This window comes from Tardiphaga sp. P9-11, assembly GCF_008329525.1.
Classification (GTDB): domain Bacteria; phylum Pseudomonadota; class Alphaproteobacteria; order Rhizobiales; family Xanthobacteraceae; genus Tardiphaga.
This window is the reverse complement of the sequence record NZ_NPKQ01000006.1, coordinates 209,261-227,036: the sequence shown is the minus strand read 5'-3', so window position 1 is coordinate 227,036 and position 17,776 is coordinate 209,261. Positions and strand designations below refer to the sequence as shown.

The 17,776-nt window shown below is 58.8% G+C and carries 21 protein-coding genes; 16 read left to right on the top strand and 5 right to left on the bottom strand.

Features of this window, described 5'->3' with window-relative positions:
• Positions 1–269 precede the first annotated feature (269 nt).
• Positions 270–1,196 (bottom strand): polyphosphate kinase 2, encoded by a 927-nt coding sequence (gene ppk2, locus CIW50_RS20575; protein WP_149533048.1) that lies wholly within the window; start codon positions 1,194–1,196, stop codon positions 270–272.
• Positions 1,197–1,435: 239 nt separating this feature from the next.
• Here ppk2 and CIW50_RS20570 point away from each other — a divergent pair, with 239 nt between their 5' ends.
• Positions 1,436–1,702 carry a hypothetical protein gene (locus tag CIW50_RS20570; RefSeq protein WP_149533047.1) on the top strand — a complete coding sequence of 89 codons (267 nt, stop codon included), beginning with the start codon at positions 1,436–1,438 and terminating at the stop codon, positions 1,700–1,702.
• Positions 1,703–1,801: 99 nt separating this feature from the next.
• Here the strand turns inward: CIW50_RS20570 and CIW50_RS20565 are convergent, their stop codons facing one another.
• Positions 1,802–3,553, bottom strand: coding sequence for a methyl-accepting chemotaxis protein (locus CIW50_RS20565; protein ID WP_149533046.1), 1,752 nt, complete (start codon positions 3,551–3,553; stop codon positions 1,802–1,804).
• A gap of 186 nt (positions 3,554–3,739) precedes the next feature.
• Here CIW50_RS20565 and CIW50_RS20560 point away from each other — a divergent pair, with 186 nt between their 5' ends.
• From CIW50_RS20560 to CIW50_RS20530, 7 genes are all read left to right on the top strand, one after another.
• Positions 3,740–4,486: a YebC/PmpR family DNA-binding transcriptional regulator gene (locus CIW50_RS20560; RefSeq protein ID WP_149533045.1), complete on the top strand. Its 747-nt coding sequence runs from the start codon at positions 3,740–3,742 to the stop codon at positions 4,484–4,486.
• An 85-nt stretch (positions 4,487–4,571) separates the two neighbouring features.
• The gene (gene ruvC / locus CIW50_RS20555; RefSeq protein WP_149533044.1) at positions 4,572–5,099 is read left to right on the top strand and encodes a crossover junction endodeoxyribonuclease RuvC; all 528 of its coding nucleotides are present in this window, start codon (positions 4,572–4,574) and stop codon (positions 5,097–5,099) included.
• Positions 5,096–5,713: a Holliday junction branch migration protein RuvA gene (gene ruvA / locus CIW50_RS20550; protein ID WP_149533043.1), complete on the top strand. Its 618-nt coding sequence runs from the start codon at positions 5,096–5,098 to the stop codon at positions 5,711–5,713. The genes ruvC and ruvA overlap by 4 nt, the downstream gene beginning before the upstream one ends.
• Positions 5,710–6,210, top strand: coding sequence for a hypothetical protein (locus tag CIW50_RS20545; protein WP_246664375.1), 501 nt, complete (start codon positions 5,710–5,712; stop codon positions 6,208–6,210). The genes ruvA and CIW50_RS20545 overlap by 4 nt, the downstream gene beginning before the upstream one ends.
• Positions 6,207–7,256 carry a Holliday junction branch migration DNA helicase RuvB gene (ruvB, locus tag CIW50_RS20540; protein WP_149533041.1) on the top strand — a complete coding sequence of 350 codons (1,050 nt, stop codon included), beginning with the start codon at positions 6,207–6,209 and terminating at the stop codon, positions 7,254–7,256. The genes CIW50_RS20545 and ruvB overlap by 4 nt, the downstream gene beginning before the upstream one ends.
• Positions 7,257–7,262: 6 nt before the next feature.
• Positions 7,263–7,673: an NUDIX hydrolase gene (locus tag CIW50_RS20535; protein WP_149533040.1), complete on the top strand. Its 411-nt coding sequence runs from the start codon at positions 7,263–7,265 to the stop codon at positions 7,671–7,673.
• 358 nt (positions 7,674–8,031) lie between these two features.
• Positions 8,032–8,832 carry an AMP nucleosidase gene (locus CIW50_RS20530; RefSeq protein ID WP_149533039.1) on the top strand — a complete coding sequence of 267 codons (801 nt, stop codon included), beginning with the start codon at positions 8,032–8,034 and terminating at the stop codon, positions 8,830–8,832.
• Between the two features lie 101 nt (positions 8,833–8,933).
• Here CIW50_RS20530 and CIW50_RS20525 read toward each other — a convergent pair whose 3' ends face one another.
• Together CIW50_RS20525 and CIW50_RS20520 are read right to left on the bottom strand one after the other, a co-directional pair.
• Positions 8,934–9,404, bottom strand: coding sequence for an aminoacyl-tRNA deacylase (locus CIW50_RS20525; RefSeq protein ID WP_172980401.1), 471 nt, complete (start codon positions 9,402–9,404; stop codon positions 8,934–8,936).
• Positions 9,405–9,712: 308 nt separating this feature from the next.
• The gene (locus tag CIW50_RS20520; RefSeq protein WP_149533038.1) at positions 9,713–10,627 is read right to left on the bottom strand and encodes a DUF2189 domain-containing protein; all 915 of its coding nucleotides are present in this window, start codon (positions 10,625–10,627) and stop codon (positions 9,713–9,715) included.
• Positions 10,628–11,173: 546 nt separating this feature from the next.
• Between CIW50_RS20520 and coxB the strand changes: the two genes are divergently transcribed.
• From coxB to CIW50_RS20480, 8 genes are all read left to right on the top strand, one after another.
• Positions 11,174–12,007 (top strand): cytochrome c oxidase subunit II, encoded by an 834-nt coding sequence (gene coxB / locus CIW50_RS20515; RefSeq protein WP_149533037.1) that lies wholly within the window; start codon positions 11,174–11,176, stop codon positions 12,005–12,007.
• Between the two features lie 80 nt (positions 12,008–12,087).
• Positions 12,088–13,863, top strand: coding sequence for a cbb3-type cytochrome c oxidase subunit I (locus CIW50_RS20510; RefSeq protein WP_149533036.1), 1,776 nt, complete (start codon positions 12,088–12,090; stop codon positions 13,861–13,863).
• Positions 13,860–14,564 carry a cytochrome c oxidase subunit 3 gene (locus tag CIW50_RS20505; protein WP_149533035.1) on the top strand — a complete coding sequence of 235 codons (705 nt, stop codon included), beginning with the start codon at positions 13,860–13,862 and terminating at the stop codon, positions 14,562–14,564. Before CIW50_RS20510 ends, CIW50_RS20505 begins: the two co-directional genes overlap by 4 nt.
• Positions 14,565–14,580: 16 nt before the next feature.
• Positions 14,581–15,303: a heme-copper oxidase subunit III family protein gene (locus CIW50_RS20500; protein WP_149533034.1), complete on the top strand. Its 723-nt coding sequence runs from the start codon at positions 14,581–14,583 to the stop codon at positions 15,301–15,303.
• Between the two features lie 8 nt (positions 15,304–15,311).
• Entirely contained in the window at positions 15,312–15,677 is a 366-nt protein-coding gene (locus CIW50_RS20495) for a cytochrome C oxidase subunit IV family protein (protein WP_149533033.1), read from the top strand.
• Between the two features lie 36 nt (positions 15,678–15,713).
• Entirely contained in the window at positions 15,714–16,007 is a 294-nt protein-coding gene (locus tag CIW50_RS20490; RefSeq protein WP_149533032.1) for a GYD domain-containing protein, read from the top strand.
• Positions 16,008–16,078: 71 nt separating this feature from the next.
• A complete protein-coding gene (locus tag CIW50_RS20485) occupies positions 16,079–16,486 on the top strand; it encodes a c-type cytochrome (protein ID WP_149533031.1) in 408 nt (135 codons plus the stop codon).
• A gap of 39 nt (positions 16,487–16,525) precedes the next feature.
• The gene (locus tag CIW50_RS20480; RefSeq protein ID WP_116662567.1) at positions 16,526–16,729 is read left to right on the top strand and encodes a hypothetical protein; all 204 of its coding nucleotides are present in this window, start codon (positions 16,526–16,528) and stop codon (positions 16,727–16,729) included.
• A 169-nt stretch (positions 16,730–16,898) separates the two neighbouring features.
• On the opposite strand, the gene nadC is transcribed toward CIW50_RS20480, so the two are convergent.
• Positions 16,899–17,765 carry a carboxylating nicotinate-nucleotide diphosphorylase gene (gene nadC, locus CIW50_RS20475; RefSeq protein WP_149533030.1) on the bottom strand — a complete coding sequence of 289 codons (867 nt, stop codon included), beginning with the start codon at positions 17,763–17,765 and terminating at the stop codon, positions 16,899–16,901.
• Positions 17,766–17,776 lie beyond the last annotated feature (11 nt).

The window sequence follows — 17,776 nt, the reverse complement described above, 5'->3', positions numbered from 1 at the left end:
CGAGAACGTCCAATGAGACGTCGCGTCAGCCAGTCAACGATTGCAATATAGGCGTACGGTCATCATTTCAAAAGCAGCAATATGTTGCAACTCGATGATGCAGGCGCGTGCAGTCTATGCGATCACGCCTATCCTGTAAATTATTGTTGATGAGTATCGTACGCGCAACTTCGCTGCCGCAGCACGAGATTTTTATTCAAAACGATGTGTCTTCTACGAGCAGCCGGCGTCCCGTAGATGCGGACGAGACGCCGTTTTTCAAAATACTCTCAGTAGCGCTCCGGCACATACATTTCGGCTGGCACCGGCGTGCGGTGATAGTCGGGATTGCGCATGCGAGCCGGCAGGACCACGGGCGGATGCTCGACGTCCTGGTAGGGGATTTGCTCGAGCAGATGCGCGACGCAATTCAGGCGTGCCTTCTTCTTGTCGACGGCCTGCACCACATGCCACGGCGCTTCCGGAATATGCGTGTGCTCGAGCATCGCCTCCTTTGCCTTGGTGTATTGCTCCCAGCGGGTGCGCGCCTCGACGTCCATTGGGCTGAGCTTCCACTGCTTCAGCGGGTCGGCGATACGCATGGAGAAGCGCAGATGCTGCGCTTCGTCGGTGATCGAGAACCAGTATTTGATCAGGATGATGCCCGAGCGCACCAGCATACGTTCGAATTCCGGCACGGAGCGGAAGAATTCCTCCACATCATCCTCGGTGCAGAAACCCATCACGCGCTCGACGCCGGCGCGATTGTACCAGCTACGATCGAACAGTACGATCTCGCCGCCGGCGGGGAGATGCGAGACGTAACGCTGGAAGTACCACTGGGTGCGCTCGCGCTCGTTTGGTGCGGGGAGTGCGGCAACGCGGCAGATGCGCGGATTGAGCCGCTGGGTGATCCGCTTGATGACGCCGCCCTTGCCAGCGGAATCACGACCCTCGAAAATCACCACGACCTTGAGCTTGTTCTGCTGTACCCAGCTCTGCAGCTTCACCAATTCGCCCTGCAGGCGGAACAGCTCCTTGAAATAGTGCCGCCGCTCGATGGTTTCCGCCGGGCTGTGGCCGGACATTTCGTTGGTCAGCGCGTCGAGACGATCGTCGTCGATCTCGAGTTCGAGTTCTTCGTCGAACCCGTCCAACATTTCTGCGCGAATGCGGTCGTGGATCGCTTGCGCGTCTTCGAGGGAATGTTCGGTCATGGCAGCTCCGCTGGTATCGAATGGGTCCACGGTTATGGACCGATGCAAATGTCAGCGGTGTGACACTGCCTCCCAGGCCCCGGGGCGAATGGGGAAATGGCCCCGATGGGTCTCGCCGCCGCTGTCCATGCAGGACGGGGTACCGCAAGCCGAAATTCAACTACGCGTGATTGGCGCTACCTTGAGAGCCAAGCGTGCGCATCTGAGGTCGCGGGGCTCATTGACCAAGGAAAAATGTGATGAATAAATTCATTCTGTTGGGCGCCGCTTTACTGATCGCCGGCACTGCGAGCTGGACCGCGCAGGCCAAAGACGGGCATAGCGCTGCCAGCAAGCATCGACGGATCATGTCCTCCCACGCGCGGTATGAGGGAAGCGATCCCGGAATGGCCTATCGCGGATTTGGTGCCGGCCCTGGTTCATATGGATACAGCGCGCCTTATGGATATGGCGGCGGTTCATACGGCGGAGATGACAATGCGGAAGGCCGAACGAGCGGCGGCTAGGTGGGCTTGGCAGTTTTGGCTGCTAACCCACTCGCAGACGGAATATGCGGCGCTGCGCTAGGTCTCAGGTGGCAGCGTAGCGCCGTGTGCAAACCCAACTTATAATTTGTACGCCGTGCGGAACCCGCCCCAATGGCGTCCCTGAACGCGCACGGGCACGTCGATCTCCCGCATCATCACGGTTTGGCCGTTGCCCATATCGCGGGCATAGCTCTGGATCAGGTAGGAACGGGTGTTGCGACCGGCGGCCAATCCAGCCGGGTCGTTGAAGATGCGGCGGTTGCGGCAGTTGGCGGTATTCCAGGCGATGTCGCCCGGGCGCTGTGGCTTCGAATAGATGCTGTTGTGTACCGGAAGATAGCCGTTGCGGTCGATCATGACGCAGAACGCCATGCGCGTATCCTTGGCCAGGAACGTGTCCTGGAATTCGGGCAGAGCGCGGTCGGCCCAGCCAAGAATCTTCGTTCGGTACTGTACCGGATTGGAGCCGGGGATTTCGACATAGGTCTCGTCGAACATGTCGTCGATGCTGATAGCGCCGGATGCAATACCGTCGGCAAAGATCTTGTTGAGCACGGCGCCGGCATCGATGGCGCGGGTGACGAATTCGGTGTTCTCGTCATGAATCGCCCACAGCCGGTCTTCGATCCCGCTGATAAGATGGTTGTCGGGCGCGACGAACAATGCCTGTGCGCCGGCGGGCGAATGTTCGGCAATGCGCAGGCGGCAGGGGCCGACCTCGCTGAGTTCGGCAGCAACGATGTCGTGCAACGGAAGCCGGTTCGCGTCTGGTCCGCCGATCAGGATGCCGTCCATCGAGATTTCATAGACCGGCGCATTGATCCGGCCGCCGCGGGCCTGAAGATCGACATTGAGGTGACATGGCAGTTTTTCACGTCGTCGCTCGTCCTCGCGCTCGCTCTGTTTGAGCAACACCGCACAACGCGACTTTAGCCGCGAGGCAAACATCGTCACGGCTTGGCCGGCCTGCGCGACATGTTCGCCATGTGCAGCCGCTTCCTTCGCAGCGCTGTCGATTTCCGCGGCACTGTCGCCGACCGAGACGATGAATTGCGAGGCGGTGGTGGCGTTGTGCGACATCTCGCTGGTCGTCGCGTTCTGCTCGGCGACCGCGCCGTTGACATTGGCAAAGACCGGGCGGATCGCGTCGATGGCAGTGGAGATGCGATGCACCGCATCGACCGAACTCGCAGCATCGCGCTGCAGGGTGTCGATCTTCTTCCTGATCTCCTCCGTGGCATTCTGAGTCTGCACCGCTAGCGCCTTGACCTCGATGGCGACGACCGAGAAACCGCGGCCTGCGGCGCCGGCGCGCGCCGCCTCGATTGTGGCGTTGAGAGCCAGCATCGTCGTCTGCCGGGCGATTTGCGCGATCAATTCCAGCACATTGCTGATCGCGGCGGAGGAGTCGCGCAGCCGGTCCACATTGGCGCTGGCTTCATTGGCGGCGGCGCCGGCCTCGTCCGCTAGCCGGCTCGCATCGCGCACCTGGGCGCCGATGCCCTCGCCCGAATGGGTGAATTTGTCGGCGGCCTGCGCAAAGGTGGAGGCCGTGGATTGCGCGGCGCTGCTGCGGTCGGCCAGCACATCGGTGCGGGCGCGGATGGCGGAGAGGGTGGTGGCGGTCGATTCGGCGCCGCCGGCGACGGACGTTGCCGCCCGCTCCAACTGGCGGATCAGGGCGCCGAGCTCGAGTTCCAGCAACTCCAGGATGTCGCTCGCAGAATCGGTCTCGGGCGCCTTCGGAGGCCCGGCGGGCGCCATGTTTGCAGGCACAACGATCGCGGCAGCCGTTTCGGGCTGCCGTTTGCGAAACAGGCCAAACGCCATCACCAACTCCAGAGAATGCAATCTATGCGGGTATCCTTGCACCTGAGTGTGAAGTGAGCGTTAAAGATAAACAGGGTGGTGGTATTCGCCTGCCGGACTTGAGGCGTATTTTTGATTTTACCGATCTCGCGGCCTATAACCCCGCGCCGCAGCCCTTAAGACACCAGACGATTCAAGAGAGACCGCATGGCCGGACATTCCCAATTCAAGAACATCATGCACCGCAAGGGCCGGCAGGATGCCCAGAAGTCCAAGCTGTTCAGCAAGCTGGCGCGCGAAATCACGGTCGCTGCCAAAATGGGCACGCCGGATCCGTCGATGAACGCGCGGCTGCGCGCTGCCGTGATCGCCGCCCGCCAGGAGAATATGCCGCGCGACAACATTGAGCGCGCCATCAAAAAGGCGATCGGGACGGACGGCGAGAACTATGACGAAATCCGTTACGAGGGCTACGGTCCTGGCGGCGTCGCCGTGATCGTCGAGGCGCTGACCGACAACCGCAATCGTGCGGCCTCCGACATCCGTTCTTATTTCACCAAATCCGGCGGTAATCTCGGCGAAACCGGATCGGTGTCCTTCATGTTCGACCATGTCGGCGTGATTGAATATGACGCCGACAAGGCGTCGGCCGATGACATGCTCGAAGCCGCCATCGAAGCCGGCGCCGATGACGTCGTGTCAAACGAAGGCGGTCATGAGGTCTACGCGTCGCAGGAGACCTTCCGCGAGGTCGCCAAAGGGTTGGAGGCCAAATTCGGCGAAGCCCGCAAGGCTGCGGTGATCTGGAAGCCGCAGAATACACTGACGGTCGACGACGAGACCGGCGAGAAGCTGATCAAGCTGATGGACCTGTTGAACGAGCATGACGATGTCCAGCACGTCTATGCCAACTTTGAGGTGTCCGACGCGCTGATGGCCAAGATGGGCGCCTGAGCACGGGCTTGGCTTCCCCTCCTTTCCTTTGGGACGGCCCCGCGTTTCTATTTCGTTCCCCGCCGTCCGGCGTTATTCCTGTGGGATGACAAACCCTCCGATTCGCCTTCCTGTCCGCATCATCGGCATCGATCCGGGCCTGCGCCGCACCGGCTGGGGTGTGATCGAGATCGACGGCAACCGGCTGACCTATATCGGCTGCGGGTCGGTGGAACCGCCGGACAGTCTGCCGCTGGCGAGCCGGCTGCTCGGCATTCATGAGGGGCTCGCCAAGGTGCTCGGCGATTTCCAGCCGGCCGAAGCTGCGGTGGAACAGACTTTCGTCAATAAGGACGGCGTCGCGACGCTGAAGCTCGGCCAGGCACGTGGCATCGCCATGATGACGCCGGCGATGTTCGGGATCGCGGTCGCCGAATACGCGCCCAATCAGGTCAAGAAGACCGTGGTTGGCGCCGGGCACGCCGACAAGAACCAGATCCAGGTGATGCTGAAAATCCTGCTTCCGAAGGCCGAGCCTAAATCGGCCGACGCTGCCGACGCGTTGGCGATCGCCATTACGCATGCACATCATCGCCAGAGCACGATGCTGCGCCTCAAGGTCGTCGGCGCGTGATCGGCAAGCTCAAAGGCCTGATCGACAGCTATGGCGAGGACTACGTGATCCTCGACGTGCAGGGCGTCGGCTATCAGGTGCATTGTTCAGCGCGGACGCTGCAGGCATTGCCGCAGGCGGGCGAGGGTGCCGTGCTCTCGATCGAAACTTATGTGCGCGAAGACCAGATCAAATTGTTCGGTTTCCGCAGCGATATGGAGCGTGAGTGGTTTCGCTTGCTACAGACCGTGCAGGGCGTTGGCGCCAAGGTCGCGCTTGCCGTGCTCAGTACGCTGCCGCCGGCCGACCTCGCCAATGCCATCGCGCTGCGTGACAAGACGGCCGTGGCGCGCACGCCGGGCGTCGGTCCGAAAGTGGCAGAGCGCATCGTCAGCGAATTGAAGGACAAGGCGCCGGCCTTTGCGTCGATCGATCCGGTGGTGGCATCACTCGCTGGTTTGATCGATGACAGGAATGCGCCGCGTCCCGTCACCGATGCGATTTCGGCGCTGGTCAATCTAGGCTATGGCCAGCCACAGGCTGCGGCTGCCGTCGCAGCAGCGTCGCGCAGCGCAGGCGAGAGTGCGGAAACGGCGCAACTCATCAAGCTCGGGCTGAAGGAATTGGCGAAGTGAGCCTTGCCAGGATCGCCCGTGTGATTGGCATTATCGCGATCTTCGGTGTTGTCGGCTCGCTATCGGTAGCCGCACTCGTGTCTTTGCTCGTGGTTGGTCTGGGTGCATCGATCCTTCAACTGATTTTCTCCGTCGCTGATCTCGATGGCTTCAGGTCGCTACTCTCCATTGCACTGTGGCTGTTGGCATTCGTGGCTGCAATGGCCGCGCTGCTGCCGTCGCTCGGTGCCGGTCTCGTCTTCGCGCTGTGTGCCGTCTATGCCGGCTTGAATACGATCTGGATGGCATGGCTCGCTGCGGCAGTCGGCATTGCCGGCTTCATCTCCCTTGGAACGTTCATTCAACCGTCGGAGTCTTCGGCAGTGTTTCTGCCCGACGTTCGATCGCTCACGCAGGCGCTGTCGATGTCCGCATTGCTCGCGGGCATTGCCGTAATTCCGGCCAGCCTGTGCTGGTGGTTCGCGCGACCGTTGCACCGTGGTAACGTCGCATCATGAATACGCCACCCGATCGCATTATTACGCCCGAGCGCCGATCCGATGATGTCGGTGACACCACGCTGCGTCCGCAGTCGCTGTCCGATTTCGTCGGCCAGGCCCAGGCGCGCGCCAATCTGCAGATATTCATCGATGCTGCCCGCAAGCGCGGCGAGGCGCTGGATCACACGCTGTTCGTCGGGCCGCCTGGCCTCGGCAAGACCACGCTGGCGCAAATCGTCGCGCGCGAACTCGGCGTCGGGTTTCGCGCGACGTCGGGGCCGGTCATCGCCAAGGCCGGCGATCTCGCTGCATTGCTGACCAATCTCGAAGAGCGCGATGTTCTGTTCATCGATGAAATTCATCGTCTCAGCCCGGCGGTGGAGGAAGTGCTCTATCCCGCGATGGAGGATTTCCAGCTCGACCTCATCATCGGCGAAGGACCCGCTGCACGTTCGGTGAAGATCGAGCTGTCGAAATTCACGCTGGTCGGCGCCACCACACGCGCAGGCCTGCTCACCAATCCGCTGCGCGACCGCTTCGGCATTCCGCTGCGGCTGAATTTCTACACGATTGATGAACTCGAAAAGATCGTCACCCGCGGCGCCCGCGTGCTGGAGATCGGCATGACCGCCGAAGGCGCCAACGAGATCGCGCGCCGCGCCCGCGGCACGCCGCGCATCGCCGGGCGTCTGTTGCGCCGCGTGCGTGATTTCGCGTCTGCTGCGGATGCATCTGCGATCGACCGCAAGATCGCCGACCACGCGCTGTCCGCGTTGGAAGTTGACAGCGCCGGTCTCGACGCGATGGATCGCCGTTATCTCACCACCATCGCCATGAACTACGCCGGTGGTCCCGTTGGTGTGGAGACCATGGCAGCTGCGCTGTCCGAACCGCGTGATGCCATCGAAGATATTATCGAGCCCTATCTGATCCAATGCGGTTATCTGCAACGTACGCCGCGCGGGCGATTGCTGACCTCACATGCGTTCAAGCATCTGGGTCTGCAAGAGCCAAAGCGCGATGCGAGCCAGATCGGTTTTTTTGGATCGAACGACGAGGAATAATCCGCGATGAGCGACAAGATCATTGGGGTGGTTGCTGCGCTGATCCGCGATGACGCAGGGCGCATGCTGGTGGTGCGCAAGCGTGGCACCGAGGCCTTCATGCAGCCGGGAGGTAAGCGCGACGCCGGCGAGGACGATTTGACCGCGCTGGAGCGCGAGATCAGCGAAGAGTTGGGATGTCGAATGGTGCCCGGTTCTGCGCAAGCGCTCGGACAGTTCGATAGCGTCGCCGCGAATGAGCCGGGATGGCGGGTGCAGGCCTGTGTTTACGCGGTCAAGGTGGATGGCGCGATCGCGCCCCAGGCCGAGATCGCCGAAGCGATTTGGATCAATCCAACTGCACCTGAGGCTATCGTCTTGGCTCCATTGACACGTGATCATGTGCTGCCCCTCGCAGCTCACGGCTTTTCGTTGTGACGGGTTCTAGACCTCCCATCCGCCAGCGGGATTGCGCACTGGTGCTTTGCGGCCGATGCTGCAGCCACTTAATCTGATCTGAACTATTTACGGCCCGTCCTTACGCTGGCTCTGTCAGCTGGTTGGTTGGCAAGGAGATTCTGGCTGAGCGTTTCAAAAATGAGTAAGCGCCTTTCGCGGTTGGGCACCGCGGACATAGAAATCAAACTCTGTGCGGCCAAAGTTTGAACCGGCACTGGGTTGCAAACGGATTCGCGGAATCCGGCTAATCTGGCAGTGTGGCATTGGCCAGGGAACGGTCCTATCTGACAGGTTGATTGGCTGTGTGGTCATGCGCCTCCGGACGAGATCAAAGGGAATGAAAGAGAAGAAAGACATCGTAGAAAACTGGCTGCCGCGTTACACTGGCACGCCGCTTGCTGAATTCGGAGAATATGTTCTCCTGACCAACTTCGACAACTACGTCGAATGGTTCGCTACGGCGTATGGCGGATTGGTAAAGGGCGTAGATCGACCGATGCCCAACGCGACTGTCGATGGAATCACCCTGATCAACTTCGGCATGGGAAGCCCGAATGCCGCGACCGTGATGGATCTGTTAAGCGCCATCGCGCCGAAAGCCGCTTTGTTTCTCGGAAAATGCGGCGGGTTGAAACGTAAAAATCAGATCGGTGACTTGATTCTACCGATTGCGGCCATTCGGGGCGAAGGTACCTCGAACGACTACCTGCCACCTGAGGTTCCTGCGTTGCCAGCGTTCCAGTTGCAGCGCGCGGTGTCGACGATGATCCGCGATCTCGGTCACGACTATTGGACCGGCACTGTGTACACGACCAATCGTCGCGTCTGGGAACACGACGATCGCTTCAGAGATCAGTTGCGTGGTACACGAAGTATGGCGATCGACATGGAGACTGCAACAATCTTTGCTGCAGGATTTGCCAACCACATTTCGACTGGCGCGCTGCTCCTTGTGTCTGATCAGCCAATGATCCCTGAGGGGGTTAAGACCGAAGCGTCGGATCAGATGGTAACCGCGAACTATGTCGAAAAGCACATCAGGATCGGTGTAGAGGCCTTGAAGCTCGTGCGGCGCCGTGGCCGCAGTGTCAAGCATTTGCGTTTCGAGGATGACTTCGATTCAGGGCATGAAGCATAGGGAGGCATCGCACCGCCGCATAGGCCGTTAAGTAGCGGTGCAATCTTCCCATGCGCAACCGCGACGGTCGCCACAGATCGTCGGATGCAATCGATAAACCCTCAGTCGTGCGCGCTAAAACGACCGTGCGGTACGTTGGCCGTCAGGCGCGCAAACTGCGCGTGACCCATATGAAGCAGCGTCTCATGATCGCCAGCTTCCATATAAATATCCGGCTGTGCCTGGATGCTGTCGTCGACGATGATATCCAGCCCGTAGCATTTGCCGAGGGCAGGAACCGCACCGTATGCACAGTCGCGGAACAGCAGATTGATCTCGGTTTCATCGGCCATGTGGACACTGTTACCGAGTTTTGTTTTCAGCTCCGGCAGGAGCAGGTGATGCGATGCGGGCAAGACGGCCAGCACATATTCGCCGTCGCGCCGCAACACGATGCCCTTGGCGAGGCGATCGCTGGAGATATGGCATGCCTCGGCCGTGCGAGCGGACGTCATGCTGCGTTCGTGTGGAATCACCTCGTATTGGATGTTTTCAGCGGCGAGGTATTTCTGGAGTGTGGGAGCAATGGACATGATGTGACCTCCGGTGCAAATGCACACCATCCACCGTGAGGTCTTCCCTGCAGACCCTCGCTGTACGATGGGCGGCTGCTTAGTTATAAGCCCAAGATAGTCCTCCCGTCCGCAAGCTGCAATTTGTTGGCGTTGATCAGCTCCATCGCGAAGTAGTCCGAAAAGCAGAAAAAGCAGCGGGTGAACCTTCGCGGCAGCACGCTGTCCCGGTTGTTGGGACCGCCAATGCGTACCCAAATCTTCCGATTGTCATCCCGATTATCTTCGGCAAAAAATCAGCGGCGCGATCCCGGCTTTCCGTTCCGCTGCTATGGCAAGCGCTCGCGACTCCACGGGAAGAGAGAGGCCGGGAAGTCTGCCGCATAGCGGCGTCCTTTTGGCGGGCGGGGTTGTTCTTGCGGTGGATTCGGATCCGGCTCCACCACTTTCCGATAAAGATGCCAGGTGGCATGACCGAGCACCGGCAGAACGACAGCGAGACCGACGAAGAATGGTAGCGAACCGATCACCAGCAGCATCGCGACAATCAGCCCCCATACGGCCATGGGTATTGGATTTTCCTTCACGGACCGCAGCGACGTCCGGATTGCATCTATCGCGGTCGTATGCCGGTCGAGCATCAACGGAAACGCCACAACACTGACGCACAGGGTCACAACGGCAAACAGGAAGCCGACGCCGCAGCCGATGATGATGAGCGACCATCCTTCAGGCGTCGTCAACACGCGTGTTGCGAAATCAGGAATGCTTGCAGCCGGGGCGTGGCCGAAGGTTGCAATGTAGATCGCGTTCGCGGCGGCGATCCAGGTCACAAACAGAATGAGCAGGAGTGCGCCGAGTTCGAGCATGGCGCCTAAAGATGGCGTGTGCAGTACGTTGATCGCATGCCATGCAGCGGCTTCCTCGCCGCGCTCGCGGCGGCGACTAAGTTCGTAGAGACCGAGAGCGGCAAAAGGACCAATCAACGTAAATCCGGCGGCCAGCGGAAACAGCAGCGGTAGCACCGAATAGCCAAGGACCATCCTGAACAGAACAAGGCCGAGAACGGGATAAATGACGCACAGGATAATGGCGTGACTTGGTACGGCCTTGAAATCTTCAAAGCCGAGACGCAGCGCGTCGCTCAAGTCGGAAAGGACGATTTTGCGAACGACAAATCGGGCGGCGATTCCGAACGGGTGGGGTGCAGGTTTTGCGATGTTGTCGGAATACTGTATGGCCATGGCCCAGTCTCCCTTGCTCGTGGTCGCTACGGTGAAAACGACGCCGTCCTCAAGCCGTGCGTATCCGTCCTCATATGCGAAGGTCGCGATCGGGTCGGGTACGGCAACCACGTGTAACGAAAGAGAGCTTTGCCGGACGAGCCTGTTGCGACCGGTCGAGCAAGCTTAGCGCGATCGAAGTAAAATAGCACTCACTGTTGGGTGACTGTGCAACTGCACAAATTGTTTGTTGCGTTGTGTCACCGAATGGCAGTTGCTCGCCGGTTTGCAGCGCTGGGGATCGCGCGCCATATCAGCGCCGGGCATATGCCTCTACTGAGCTATTGACGCCGGAGCCAACGGGTACCATCTTAAAATCAAGATGTCCCGGCACCAATATGATTGGCGCTCGTGACGTGCAGTCGGTGTGATGTGTTACCGCGACCGTTTGAATGGGCGAGGCACAAGAGACACGGCGATGGCGATGTGAAGCCAACCATCGGAACAGACGCAAGCTCCGCCCTTTAAATTATATCCGTAGCCGTTAACGGCAAGGGTGAATGAGGGATGGCTGTAGCACTCATACTGCTTTTGATCGCGGTCGGCTCGGTGCTGTTTCACCTCTTGAGCCCATGGTGGTGGACGCCGATCGCCTCGAACTGGCGCTACATCGACGACACGATCACCATGACGTTCTGGATTACCGGAGCGGTTTTCTTCGCTGTCGTCGCGTTCATGGCCTATTGCGTTCTTCGCTTTCATCACAAGGAAGGCAGGCAGGCGGCCTACGAGCCTGAGAACAAGCGGCTCGAATGGTGGCTCACCATAGGAACGGCGGTTGGTGTCGGAGCGATGTTGGCGCCCGGTTTGGTTGTCTGGCATCAGTTCGTTACGGTGCCGGAGGACGCGACCGAGATCGAGGTCATGGGTCAGCAGTGGCGCTGGAGCTACCGGCTGCCCGGAAAAGACGGCCGGCTTGGTAGGACAGATGCCCGCAACGTCAGTGCCGAGAATCCATTGGGCTTGAATCCGAACGATCCTGCCGGCCAGGACGACGTCGTGATTGAGAACGACGATTTGCATCTCCCAATCGGGAAGCCGGTCAAGGTGTTGCTCCGTTCAATCGACGTTCTACACGACTTCTATGTGCCTGAGTTCCGGGCGAAGATGGATATGGTGCCGGGCTCAGTCACCTATTTCTGGTTCACTCCCACGCGCACAGGAACATTCGAGGTTCTCTGCGCGGAATTGTGCGGTGTCGCGCATGCGCAAATGCGGAGCAACGTCATCGTTCAGGAAGAGAGTGAATATCATGCATGGCTGGAGAAGCAGCAGACATTCGCAACGTTATCTGGTCAGCGCAATCTGATGAAGGCGACTTACAAGATAGGTGACAAATAGCAAGACCGACGCGGAGGCGTTGTATGTCGTGACGCTCACGCTTCGCGATGATCAGAGGCCAAATCCGGGAGGACATTCTAATGGTTGATGTCCCGTCTGACGTATTCGCAGGGATCCCGCCGGCTGAAGTGGGTGAGGTCGATCTCTACCACCCGAGAAGCTGGTGGACCCGATACGTCTTCTCGCAAGATGCCAAGGTCATCGCGGTCCAGTATGCAATTACAGCGATGGCCATCGGCATGGTGGCGCTGGTATTGTCATGGCTGATGCGGCTGCAACTCGGCTTCCCCGGAACGTTTTCGTTTATCGATCCGAGTCAGTATCTCCAGTTCATCACCATGCATGGCATGATCATGGTGGTCTACCTTCTCACAGCGCTGTTTCTCGGAGGCTTCGGGAATTACCTCATCCCGCTGATGGTCGGCGCTCGCGATATGGTTTTCCCCTACGCGAACATGCTGAGCTACTGGATTTACCTGCTTGCCGTGCTGGTGCTGGCTTCGACCTTCTTTGTGCCGGGCGGTCCAACAGGTGCGGGATGGACGCTCTATCCGCCGCAGGCCATTCTCTCTGGAAGCCCCGGGCAGGAAGCAGGCATCGTCATGATGCTGGTGTCGCTGATCCTGTTCATTATCGGTTTCACCATGGGCGGATTGAATTACGTCGTGACGGTGCTCCAGGGGCGCACGCGCGGAATGACGCTAATGCGGTTGCCTCTGACGGTATGGGGCATTTTCACAGCGACCGTGATGGCATTGCTCGCATTTCCAGCCTTGTTCGTCGCCTCGGTGATGATGCTGTTCGATCGGCTCCTCGGGACCAGCTTCTTCATGCCAATGCTCGTGGAGATGGGGCAGCAGACGAAGTACGGCGGTGGCAGTCCATTGCTGTTCCAGCACCTGTTCTGGTTTTTCGGCCATCCCGAAGTCTACATCGTCGCGTTGCCTGCTTTCGGCATTGTCTCTGATCTCATCAGCACTCATGCGCGAAAGAACATTTTCGGCTATCGCATGATGGTGTGGGCCATTGTCGGGATCGGAGCGATGAGCTTCGTGGTGTGGGCGCACCATATGTATGTCAGCGGTATGAATCCGCAGTTCGGCTTTTTCTTCGCGACAACGACTCTCATCATCGCGATCCCCACGGCGATCAAGGTTTACAACTGGATCCTCACCCTGTGGCGCGGCAACATTCACCTCACCATTCCGATGCTGTTCGCGCTCGCGTTCATCATCACGTTCGTCAACGGCGGCCTGACCGGCCTGTTCCTCGGCAACGTTGTCGTGGACGTTCCGTTGTCCGACACCATGTTCGTGGTCGCACATTTTCATATGGTAATGGGTGTCGCGCCGATCATGGTCGTCTTTGGTGCGATCTATCACTGGTATCCGAAAGTGACGGGACGGATGCTGAACGAGACGCTGGGGCGATTCCATTTCTGGGTCACGTTCCTTGGAGCTTACGCGATTTTCTTCCCCATGCACTATCTCGGCCTGCTGGGGGTGCCGCGCCGCTATCACGACATCGGTCAGACGGCGTTCGTTCCGGCGTCGGCCCACGACCTGAATGCATTCATGAGTATAGCCGCGCTTGTCGTTGGCTTTGCCCAGCTCGTATTCGTGTTCAACATGATCTGGAGCTTATTCAAGGGCAAGGAGGCTGGCGGCAATCCGTGGAACGCAACCACGCTTGAATGGCAGACGCCGCAGACCCCGCCGGCGCATGGCAACTGGGGCAGGGAGCTCCCGGTCGTCTATCGCTGGGCTTACGACTATAGCGTGCCCGGCGCTGCACGGGATTTCATCCCGCAGAATGAACCGCCAGCCAGATCCGCGCCGCAAGGAATTCATCCATGAGCGCCATTGTCCTGTTTATGGCTGGAATAGCGGCCATCGCGGGATGGTGGCTCTCGCAGCAACGGCTTGCAGCAAAGCCTTGGCTAGAGGAGGGAGCGGCTGGCGATTTCCCCGGCGGAAGCTCGATGTCATTGCCGGCAGCAAAAATTGGCTTAGGTGTGTTTCTCGCGGTCGTCGGGTCGTTGTTTGCGCTCTTCATCAGCGCTTACTCCATGCGCATGCAACTGATCGACTGGCGGTCGCTGCCTGTGCCCGCGTTGCTGTGGTTCAATACCGGTGTTCTGATCGTCAGTAGCGGCGCGCTGCAATGGGCGCAGTTTGCCGCACATCGCGACGACAGCGAGGATGTGCTGACCGGTCTGCTTGCAGGTGGCGTTTCCGCTGTTGTTTTTCTGATAGGTCAGTTGCTGGTGTGGCAGCAGCTCAACACCGCGGGCTATTTCTTGGCGGCTAATCCGGCCAACGCCTTCTTCTATCTAATCACCGCGGTCCATGGACTGCACTTGCTCGGCGGTCTCGTTGCTCTGGGCAGAACCATCGTCAAGGCATGGCGGGGTGCTGAAATCTTGCGACTGCGTTTGAGTGTGGAATTGTGCACGATGTATTGGCACTTCCTGCTCCTGGTCTGGTTGATCCTGCTTGCTCTGCTGACAGGTTGGGCAGACGATTTCGCCATCTTCTGTCGCCAGTTGCTGACATAGGGAAGGCATCGACGCGATGGCAGAGATTGTGCTGACAAACATCGACAAGCGCCGAACGCCAGCCGGAGGCTGGCGAGGCATTGCCGCCGACTGGTCCTCGGATCAACGAGCATTCAAGAATGTCTCGTGGGGAAAGGCCATGATGTGGATCTTTCTCCTCAGCGATACCTTCATCTTCGGTTGCTTCCTGTTGTCGTACATGACAGCGCGCATGTCCACGACGGTGCCCTGGCCCAACCCGAGTGAAGTCTTCGCTCTCACGATTGCAGGACAGCACATCCCGCTCATTCTGATCGCCATCATGACCTTTGTGCTGATCAGCAGCAGCGGGACCATGGCCATGGCCGTCAACTTTGGCTACCGCCGCGATTGGCGTAAAACGGCAGTGCTGATGCTGGTAACCGCTGCGTTCGGCGCGACATTTGTAGGAATGCAGGCTTTCGAGTGGACCAAGCTGATCATGGAGGGGGTCCGGCCTTGGGGAAATCCGTGGGGTGCGGAGCAGTTCGGCTCGTGTTTTTTTATGATCACAGGCTTCCACGGCACGCACGTCACGATTGGCGTGATCTTCCTGATCATCATTGCGCGAAAGGTTTGGCGCGGAGATTTCGAGACTGAACGCCGGGGATTTTTCACTAGCAGGAAGGGGAACTACGAGATCGTCGAAATCACCGGCCTATACTGGCACTTCGTCGATCTCGTGTGGGTGTTTATCTTTGCCTTTTTCTATCTTTGGTGAGGGAAAACATGGCTGAAGTCACGCTAAATGCAACACTCCCTACAGCCGCCACGGCACATGCCGAGGGGCATCAGCACCCGATCAAACTTTATCTTGTGGTCTGGGGATGGCTATTCGTCCTGAGTACATGCTCTTACCTCGTCGACTATTTCAACCTGCAGGGACATTTGAGATGGTCACTCATCGTGCTCTTCATGATGTTGAAGGCGGGCTTGATTGTTGCGGTCTTCATGCACATGGCGTGGGAACGTCTGGCTTTGGCCTATGCCATTTTGCTCCCGCCGCTGCTGTTGCTGGTCTTTGTCGGGATCATGGCGTTTGAGTCGGACTACACGCTGTTGAGCCGGATCGTGTTCTTCAAGGCGGGGGTGTAAAGATCAGCGGGGGCCTCGTGTGCAAGGAGGACTTTCATGACGACATATATCATGCTTGCAACCTGGACCGATCAGGGAGTGCAACACGTCAAGGACTCGCCGCGTCGTCTCGATCTGGCGAAGAAAGCTCTCAAAGATATGGATGGAGAGTTCAAATCGTTTTTCCTGACCATGGGCGATTATGACATCGTCGCGGTTTACGAAGCGCCGGACGATGCCGTCGCTGCACGGTTCAACTTACAGCTGGGTATGCTGGGAAGCATTCGAACGCACACGTTGAAGGCGTTTCCCGAAGCAGCTTACCGGGAGATCATCGCGTCGCTGGACTGACCAGCGAATCGCGCGCTCGTTTCTGTTTCGATTTTTCAAGCCGTCCTGTTTGTTAGCCAAGGAGCGGTCGCATGCGCATTTTTACTCTTGTGATCGGGGCGGGAATCCTTTCGCCCATTTCAGCCTACGCCCAGGATGTTGCCGCAGGAGAAAAGGTTTTCGTCCAATGCCGAGCGTGTCATCAGATCGGAGCGAGCGCAAAGAACGCGGTCGGCCCAATTCTTAACGGGCTTTTTGGACGCAAGTCAGGAACGATCGAGGGTTACAGCTACTCTTCCGCGAACAAGAATTCAGGCATCACCTGGGATGAGACGGCCTTCCGGGAATACATCAAGGATCCGAAGGCGAAGATACCCGGCACCAAAATGACATTTCCGGGTCTCAAGGATCCGAAGCAGATTGACGATGTCGTCGCTTATCTCAAACAGTTCGACGCGACGGGAAAGAAGGCCGAGATGGCGCCCGCTGGAGGAAAGTAGGCGGGGGGCACAATTGCAGTGAAGACGAGGTATGCGCAGATGCAATTTACCGTTGGATTCAAGTTAAAGGGTAAGGCGGGCCATGTCGTCGTGGATGCCGAGGACGCCCTTGTCGCTGCTCTGAAGGTCAAGACGGAGCTCCCGGATGCGATGACGATGTACGTGCGCCCACAAAACCGGAGGGGCGACGCACGTCATCCGTCACATGTGCCTGCCGACAAGGGTGCCGAGGATACTCATTGATGGTAAATTGGGGTGATGAGCAAGCCGGTGCAAGTCATGGCTCTTTGCCTGAGCAGCTCAACCGGATCGCGTGCGATGAAATCAATGACATTCGCTTGCAACAGAATTTTGTAACCTTAAGCTGAATACCGTGTGCCACCAACATTAGGTGGCTGCTCAAGCCGCTGCTTCACATCTTCGAATCATCTCGCTTGAAATCGAGTCCGATGTCGAGAACGCCGACGCTATGGGTGAGCCAGCCGATTGAAATCAGATCGACGCCGGTCGCAGCGATTTGTGGCGCCGTAGTGGGCGTAATGCGGCCGGAGGCTTCGGTTACTGCCCGGCCTGCGACCATCGCGACCGCTTCCGTGAGCATAGCTGGATCCATATTGTCGAGAAGCACGGCATCGACACCGTGATCGAGCGCCTCGCGCAGCTGATCGAGCGTATCGACCTCGAGTTCGATCTTGACCAGATGGCCGACACTATTTTTCGCCCGTTTCAACGCCTCGGTTACGCTGCCCGCGATGGTAACATGATTGTCCTTGATGAGTACGGCATCGTCGAGGCCGAACCGGTGATTGCTGCCACCGCCAACACGAATTGCATATTTTTCTATGGCGCGCAGCCCTGGCGTTGTCTTGCGCGTGCAGACGATTTTCGTCTTGTAGTCCTGGATCGCTGTAACCACGGACGACGTTGCCGTGGCAATTCCGCTCAGGCGACACAGGAAATTCAACGCAACCCGTTCCGCAGTCAAAATACCTCGCGCAGGGCCGGTGATCGTGGCGATCACGTCGCCGGGCGTGAGGACTGCGCCGTCGTTACGCTCGATATGCATCTCGATCGTTGGATCGATCAATTGAAAGGCGAGTCGAGCGAGCTCGAGCCCGGCGACCACGCCGGGCTGCCGCGCAACAAGAAGTGTTGTGGTGCGTCGGCCGGCTGGCACGATCGCGTCGGTCGTGAGATCTCCCGCTCGTCCGAGATCTTCAAGCAACGCCATGCGAACCAATGGCTCGATCATGACATGGGGTAGTGGCGAGGGTGTCATAGCGATCCTTT

Coding starts and splice junctions, on each gene's coding strand:
- ppk2 (WP_149533048.1), bottom strand. CDS start 1,196: ATGACCGAACATTCCCTCGAAGACGCGCAAGCGATCCACGACCGCATT.
- CIW50_RS20570 (WP_149533047.1), top strand. CDS start 1,436: ATGAATAAATTCATTCTGTTGGGCGCCGCTTTACTGATCGCCGGCACT.
- CIW50_RS20565 (WP_149533046.1), bottom strand. CDS start 3,553: ATGGCGTTTGGCCTGTTTCGCAAACGGCAGCCCGAAACGGCTGCCGCG.
- CIW50_RS20560 (WP_149533045.1), top strand. CDS start 3,740: ATGGCCGGACATTCCCAATTCAAGAACATCATGCACCGCAAGGGCCGG.
- ruvC (WP_149533044.1), top strand. CDS start 4,572: ATGACAAACCCTCCGATTCGCCTTCCTGTCCGCATCATCGGCATCGAT.
- ruvB (WP_149533041.1), top strand. CDS start 6,207: ATGAATACGCCACCCGATCGCATTATTACGCCCGAGCGCCGATCCGAT.
- CIW50_RS20535 (WP_149533040.1), top strand. CDS start 7,263: ATGAGCGACAAGATCATTGGGGTGGTTGCTGCGCTGATCCGCGATGAC.
- CIW50_RS20530 (WP_149533039.1), top strand. CDS start 8,032: ATGAAAGAGAAGAAAGACATCGTAGAAAACTGGCTGCCGCGTTACACT.
- CIW50_RS20525 (WP_172980401.1), bottom strand. CDS start 9,404: ATGTCCATTGCTCCCACACTCCAGAAATACCTCGCCGCTGAAAACATC.
- CIW50_RS20520 (WP_149533038.1), bottom strand. CDS start 10,627: ATGGCCATACAGTATTCCGACAACATCGCAAAACCTGCACCCCACCCG.
- coxB (WP_149533037.1), top strand. CDS start 11,174: ATGGCTGTAGCACTCATACTGCTTTTGATCGCGGTCGGCTCGGTGCTG.
- CIW50_RS20510 (WP_149533036.1), top strand. CDS start 12,088: ATGGTTGATGTCCCGTCTGACGTATTCGCAGGGATCCCGCCGGCTGAA.
- CIW50_RS20505 (WP_149533035.1), top strand. CDS start 13,860: ATGAGCGCCATTGTCCTGTTTATGGCTGGAATAGCGGCCATCGCGGGA.
- CIW50_RS20500 (WP_149533034.1), top strand. CDS start 14,581: ATGGCAGAGATTGTGCTGACAAACATCGACAAGCGCCGAACGCCAGCC.
- CIW50_RS20495 (WP_149533033.1), top strand. CDS start 15,312: ATGGCTGAAGTCACGCTAAATGCAACACTCCCTACAGCCGCCACGGCA.
- CIW50_RS20490 (WP_149533032.1), top strand. CDS start 15,714: ATGACGACATATATCATGCTTGCAACCTGGACCGATCAGGGAGTGCAA.
- CIW50_RS20485 (WP_149533031.1), top strand. CDS start 16,079: ATGCGCATTTTTACTCTTGTGATCGGGGCGGGAATCCTTTCGCCCATT.
- CIW50_RS20480 (WP_116662567.1), top strand. CDS start 16,526: ATGCAATTTACCGTTGGATTCAAGTTAAAGGGTAAGGCGGGCCATGTC.
- nadC (WP_149533030.1), bottom strand. CDS start 17,765: ATGACACCCTCGCCACTACCCCATGTCATGATCGAGCCATTGGTTCGC.